This is a genomic window from Rhodococcus sp. C26F, assembly GCF_053345925.1.
The window spans coordinates 101,679-107,750 of the sequence record NZ_JBKFBA010000002.1; the positions used below are offsets into that span (position 1 = coordinate 101,679).

Genomic DNA, 6,072 nt, shown 5'->3' on the forward strand with positions numbered 1-6,072 from the left:
GCGCCCGCGCCAGATGGGGCCGGCCCGCGGCGGGGCCCGCCTCGGCGAGCACTGCGTCGATGTCGATCGGCAGACCGTCGTCCGCCATCCGCACACCCATCGCCCGGATCCGCGACACCCGTTCGCCACGGAGCCGCTCGAGTTCGGCGACGAAGACCGGATCGTGCGGGTCGAACAGATAGGCCAGCAGGTGCACGGCGACCGGGGCGCCGTCCTCCCCGCGTCCCGTGCAGGACATCTCCATTCCCCGGACGAGACGCAGGCCCGTCGGCAGGGCCGCTGCGGCCTCGTCCCATCCCGCGGTCGTGTCGTGGTCGGTCAGGGCCACGACGTCGAGACCCGCCCGGGCAGCAGCACGGACCAGTTCCGCGGGACGGTCGGTGCCGTCCGATGCGGACGAGTGGGTGTGGAGATCGATACGCACGCCACCAGTCTGTCAGGTCGGCGGGCTAGCATGATTGGAGCTGCCCCGCCCGGTCCCCATCGACGGGCGACCGCCGCGCCGCGGGCCTGCGACCGGGCCGCGTCCCAGCGGCATGCCGTGAGGAAGGACAACATGCCGCACCAGCCTTCTCGTGCCACCCGTCGCGGCCCCACTCCCCCGGTCCCCACCGTCCCCACCGAGCAAGCGGTGGTCGACTGCGCGGTCTACGTCGACGGGCACCGCCTGCCCGGCCGCTACAGCCACACCGAGGCGGTGGCAGAGGTACGTCGGCGCGGTACGGGATTCGTGTGGCTCGGGCTGCACCACCCCGACGAGGAGCAGATGACGAACGTCTCGCACACCTTCGGACTCCACGAGCTGATGGTCGAGGACGCCGTCCACGCCCACCAGCGGCCGAAGCTCGAGCGCTACGACGACGTGCTGTTCCTGGTGCTGCGCACCGTCAGCTACATCGAGCACGAGTCGGTGACGACCACCAAGGACATCGTCGAGACCGGCGAGATCATGTTGTTCACCGGCCCCGACTTCATCGTGAGCGTGCGGCACGGCGACCACTCCGAGCTCTCGCACGTGCGCAAGCGCCTCGAACGCGACCCCGATCATCTGTCCCGCGGTCCGGCGGCCGTGCTCCACGCGATCGCCGACCACGTGGTCGACTCCTATCTCGCCGTCACCACGGCCGTGCAACCCGACGTCGACGACATCGAGGAGCTCGTGTTCACCCCCGACACGCGGATCGCGGTCGACCAGATCTACATGCTCAAACGCGAGATCGTGCAGCTGCGCCGGGCCGTCGTGCCGCTCGCCGAACCACTGCAGCAACTCATCCGAGCTCCCGGCAACCCGATCCCGAAGGATGTCCGGCGCTACTTCCGCGACGTCGCCGACCACCACACGACGGTGTCCGACCGCATCGCGGCCTTCGACGAGACGCTCGGCACGCTGCTCGACGCGGCGATCGCGAAGGTCACCGTGCAGCAGAACACCGACATGCGCAAGATCTCCGCGTGGGTCGCGATCGCCGCCGTGCCGACGATGATCGCCGGGATCTACGGCATGAACTTCGATCGCATGCCCGAACTGCACTGGGAATACGGCTATTACGTCGTGCTCTCCGCGATCGTCGCGATCACCGTGGGACTGTTCGTCACCTTCAGGCGCAACAACTGGCTGTGACGACCGAACTCGACCGAGCCCCGACACACGCTGCGCAGGCGGCGCGATCGCCGCGGCGCCACGTGCTCGCCGTCGCCCTCGCGCTGATCCTGCTGCAGACGATCCTCCGGACCGTGGTGGCCGCGACCGGCGAGTTCTACTGGGACGACCTGATCCTCGTCGGGCGCGCGGGTTCGTATCCGCTGCTGTCCGACGACTTCCTGCGGTACGACCACGACGGTCACCTGATGCCCGCCGCCTTCCTCGTGGCGGGGATCGCCACGGCGATCGCGCCGCTGGAATGGTGGCCGGTGGCGGCCTCGCTCGTGATCGGTCAGTTGCTCGCGTCGCTGGCGGTGCTGCGGGTGCTCTGGTTGCTGCTCGGCCCGCGACGCGCGCTGTGGGGACCGTTGCTGTTCTATCTCGTCACGCCGCTGACGCTTCCGGCCTTCGCGTGGTGGTCGGCCGCGCTCAACGCGTTGCCGCTGCAGGCCGCGCTGGCCTGGGTGGCGGGAGATGCGCTGCAGTACAGCAGGACCGGTCGACGGCGTCATCTCGTGAGCGCCCTCGTCGTCACCGCGGTGGCCCTGGTGTTCTTCGAGAAGTCGGTCCTCGTTCCGTTCGCCGCGTTCGCGACGGTCGCGCTCGCACACCACGTCGACGGACTCACGCGGCCGATCCGCAGCACATGGACGCAGGCCCGGCCGTTGTGGCTCGGGTCGACGGCTGTGCTGATCGTGTGGGCGGTCGGTTACGCGACGGTGGTCGAGTCCCGCTTCGGGATCCCGCCGTGGTCGATGGTGGCCGGACTGACCCATCACGGCATCTCCTACGGACTGTTGCCCTCACTGCTCGGTGGTCCGTGGGAGTGGGAACGGTGGAATCCGAGCCCGCCCTGGGCCGATCCTCCGCTCGTGCTCGTCGTCGTCGCGTGGCTCGCCGTCGCGGGTGCGGCGGTGTGGACGGTGCGCCGGCGGCACCGGACCGGGCCGGTGTGGCTCGCGGTGATCGCCTACGTCCTGGCCTCGCTCGCGGCGATGATCAGCACGCGCTTCGGCCCGGAGACCACCTACGAACTCGCGCGCACGCTGCGCTACTTCGCCGACTCCGCGGTGGTCGTCGCGATCGCCGCGGCGCTGATCCTGCGCGCCCCGCGGCGGGGCACGACGTCCCGTCCTCGCGCCGTTCGAGCGACCGCCTGGACCTGCGCGGCCGTGTTCACCGTCGGCTCGCTGTGGTCGACCGTGACGTTCGCGCGCAGCTGGTCGGACAATCCGACGGGCGACTATCTCGGGGCGGCGAAGGCCGCGCTCACCGCCCGGCCCGACGAGCCCGTCCTCGATCACCCGGTGTCGGTGTGGATCCTGTTGCCGGTGACCTACCCGCACAACCTGGTGGGGTCCGTCTTCTCCGCGTTGCCCGGCCGGTCCGACATCCGCGACCACGCGACCGACCTGTGGGTCCTCGACGATCTCGGACACCGCACTCCCGCCGACCTGCTGCCGCTGCGCTTCGTCCCGCCCGGCCCCGAGCCCGACTGCGGTCATCGCGTCACCACCGATGCCGTCACGGCCGTGCCGCTCGACTCCCCCGCGGGCGACTGGGAGTGGACCGTGCAGGTGAACTACCGAGCCTCCGCCGACGGCACGATCGACCTCGGTTTCCCCGGCCACGCATCCGTCACGGTGCCCGTCACCGAAGGACTCGGGACGGTGTACGTCCGTGTCTCCGGGGACGGGTCGGCGTTGCAGGCGCGCTCGTCCACTCCCGGCACCACCGTGTGCCTCGGTGCCGGATCGCTCGGAGTGGTCGTGCCGCGGGGGTGACGGCGGGTCGGAGGCGGCTCAGCGGGCGTCGACGAACCGCACGTCGTGTGTCTCGACCTCTGGTGCCGCGAAGTTCAGCAGTCGCATGCCCTCGGCTTCGAGCGCCGACCGCGCGGTCGCCGTGACCGTCCGCCACAGCGCCATCTCCACGGCGGCGGTAGTCCGGTCGGTGATCACGCGCGCACTGCCCGCGACAGTGCCCCCGACGAGCAGCAAGGGTGCGATGATCCCGTTCTCCGCCATGATGCGCTTGCGGTGCTCCTCCGAGACGAACCGGGTGCGATCGGCGTGCGAGAGAAGCACGTTGTCGAACGGCGCGAGGATCCGTACGGGAGCAGTGGCCGACGGGTCGGGTCGCGGCGCGTCGGGCAGGTCGAACAGTTCCGTTCCGCGTTCGTCCCGGAACACGACGAGTTGTGGGCGGAGGCTGTCGACGATCTCGGCGAGCCGGGTCAGGCCGCACCAGGTCTGCACGTCCTTGACACTCGCGGGACCGAAGGCGGCCAGGTACCGCAGGATCAACCGATCGGGGCCGGGAAACGCGGGCGGCGGGCCGACATACTCGTCGAGGTGCGCCAGGCGAGGTTGCCCCGATCGTCCCCACAGTCCGCGCGGCGGCACCTGCACGAGCGGGAGCAGGCACCGCACCGCGTGTGCCAGCGCGGTCGGATCCTGCTGGGGGAACCGTTCGGCGAGCAACGGTCGCAACTCGGCCTGGCTCATCGGGGTGCCCGCCAGCAGATCCCGGGCGACCGAGACGAGCGCCGACCGGTCGAGGCCGTCGAGGCCGATGCGGTGGGCCTTGTTCGCGTCGACGCCCCGGTCGAGCACCGGCTGCACCCACGGGCGCAGCGCGTGCGCGTCGGCGCCGGAGACCGCGAACACGGTGCCGCGCATCAACGCGATCCGGACGACCGCCCGCGACTCCAGCAGATCCGACAACGCGTCGGGCCGGAAGTTCCGTATGCGGGTCCACAGCGCGAAATACGGGGCGAGCGGTGCCTGGGCCTGCAACCCGAGCAGGTGCTCGATCATCGACAGGGCATCCGTGCTGCTCCGCCGCAGCAGGTGCTGGCGGGCCAGCGTGGCGCGTCCGAGCGCGCGGTCGGTGAGAACCGGGACGGTCACAGACGTGCTTGCGCCCGGCGCGGGTCGCTCAGGTCGATGCCTGCTTCCTCCCACGCCTCGCGCAGCGCCTCGGTTCCCTTCAGCCGCTTCCAGGCCGCCTCGGTACCGGTGATCGGGCGGGCCTCGAAGAAGTGGACCGGATCGGAGGGCTCGGGCAACTCCAGCGACGGCACGTCGGCCGTCTCGAGCAACACCGCGGTGAACGGAGCACCCGGCCACAGCGGTTCCCCGAGATCGAGCAGGGCGTCGTCGGTGAGGACCACGCCCTCCACGGCGGGCAACGCCGCGAGCACCGCGAGGGTGCGGTGGACGTCGGCGGTGACGCCCTCGTTGTCGCGCAGGCTGAGGACCAGTTCGGCCCGCGGCCCGCGCGTCGGGTCGGCCACCATGTCGGTCGGGTCGCCCATCGGGTGCCGGGAACATCCCAGGGTCGCGTACCGCAGGAGTTCGGCGCCGCGGAATCGGAGGACCTCGATCGGTTCGAGACCGAGGAAGGTCACCGACGCCGATTCCGGTTCCGGATCACCCGGCGCGGTCAGATGCTCGGTGAGGTGGCTGCGGACGGTGGCGAGAACTGCGTCGGTCACCCCTGCAATGTAGTCCCCGTCCCGCACATGCGGTTCCCACCCGGACCTGTGCACCGCGCGGTACCGTCGAAGCGTGGCTCGCGACACCGGTTTTCCGGTCTCCGATGCCGGCGACGATTTCGCCCGGCAACGCCGGCGCGCCGAGTACGCCCGGCTGATCGCATGGCTGCGCCGCGAACCGGCCGACGTCAACACGGTGCTGCCCTTCGACGACGTCGTCGCAGCCCTCGGACGCCTCGGTGAACGGCGACTCGGGTTGCAGATCATCGAGGTCGCCTCGATCGTCGGCAGCGTCGACCGCGCCGACGACTTCGACCGGCATTTCCGCCCCACCTCGGCGCGTCTGCGCGCACGCTGGGAACGCATCGCGGCCGCGCGGCGCCGCGGTGAGGCCATACCGCCGATCTCCGTGTACCGGGTGGGCCCGATGCACTTCGTCCAGGACGGGCACCACCGCGTGTCGATCGCCTACGCGCAGGGCGACCGCACCATCGACGCCTACGTCACCGAGATCACCACGAAGGTGCCCGCGGAGGGCATCAGGGCCCGTCCCGATCTCGTGCGCAAGGACCACTTCCGGATGTTCCTCGGCCGCGTCCCCCTGCACGGCGCCGAGCAGGACGCGATCCGCGTGTCCGATCCGTGGGGGTACGCCGAACTGGCCGAGGCGGTCGAGGCGTGGGGTTTCCGGCTCATGCAGGATCTCGGCGAGTACCTCACCCGCGAGGAGGTCGCGCGTCGCTGGTACGAGGAGGAGTTCGTCCCCGTCGTCGCGATGGCCCGCGAAGCGGGAATGCTGCGCTCACGCACCGACGCCGAGGTGTATCTGTGGATCGCGAGCGAGCGGTACCGGCTCGTGCGGCGGCACGTGTGGAGCGAGGAGATCGTCGACGAGCTCCGTAGCCGCGCACCCCGCTGACGACTTCGGTGG

The 6,072-nt window shown here is 70.7% G+C and carries 6 protein-coding genes (1 of these 6 cut by a window edge); 3 read left to right on the forward strand and 3 right to left on the reverse strand.

From position 1 onward, the window contains the following. Window positions 1-424 carry the 5' end (the start) of a PHP domain-containing protein gene (locus ACLBYD_RS03540; RefSeq protein ID WP_447815429.1) on the reverse strand. Its footprint begins 437 nt before the window's first position, so the window shows 424 of its 861 coding nt (coding positions 1-424); it begins with the start codon at window positions 422-424; its stop codon lies beyond the left edge, outside the window. A gap of 132 nt (window positions 425-556) precedes the next feature. On the opposite strand from ACLBYD_RS03540, the gene ACLBYD_RS03545 reads away from it, so the two are divergent. Together ACLBYD_RS03545 and ACLBYD_RS03550 are read left to right on the forward strand one after the other, a co-directional pair. Beyond that, a complete protein-coding gene (locus ACLBYD_RS03545) occupies window positions 557-1,621 on the forward strand; it encodes a magnesium and cobalt transport protein CorA (protein ID WP_447815430.1) in 1,065 nt (354 codons plus the stop codon). After that, window positions 1,618-3,426, forward strand: a complete 1,809-nt coding sequence (locus ACLBYD_RS03550) for a hypothetical protein (RefSeq protein ID WP_447815431.1) — start codon at window positions 1,618-1,620, stop codon at window positions 3,424-3,426. The genes ACLBYD_RS03545 and ACLBYD_RS03550 overlap by 4 nt, the downstream gene beginning before the upstream one ends. An 18-nt stretch (window positions 3,427-3,444) precedes the next feature. On the opposite strand, the gene ACLBYD_RS03555 is transcribed toward ACLBYD_RS03550, so the two are convergent. Continuing rightward, window positions 3,445-4,554 (reverse strand): winged helix DNA-binding domain-containing protein, encoded by a 1,110-nt coding sequence (locus tag ACLBYD_RS03555; RefSeq protein WP_447815432.1) that lies wholly within the window; start codon window positions 4,552-4,554, stop codon window positions 3,445-3,447. Then, window positions 4,551-5,141, reverse strand: a complete 591-nt coding sequence (locus ACLBYD_RS03560; RefSeq protein ID WP_447815433.1) for a suppressor of fused domain protein — start codon at window positions 5,139-5,141, stop codon at window positions 4,551-4,553. Before ACLBYD_RS03560 ends, ACLBYD_RS03555 begins: the two co-directional genes overlap by 4 nt. A gap of 73 nt (window positions 5,142-5,214) precedes the next feature. Here ACLBYD_RS03560 and ACLBYD_RS03565 point away from each other — a divergent pair, with 73 nt between their 5' ends. After that, complete coding sequence (locus ACLBYD_RS03565) at window positions 5,215-6,060, forward strand: chromosome partitioning protein ParB (RefSeq protein WP_159418888.1); 846 nt, start codon at window positions 5,215-5,217, stop codon at window positions 6,058-6,060. Window positions 6,061-6,072 lie beyond the last annotated feature (12 nt).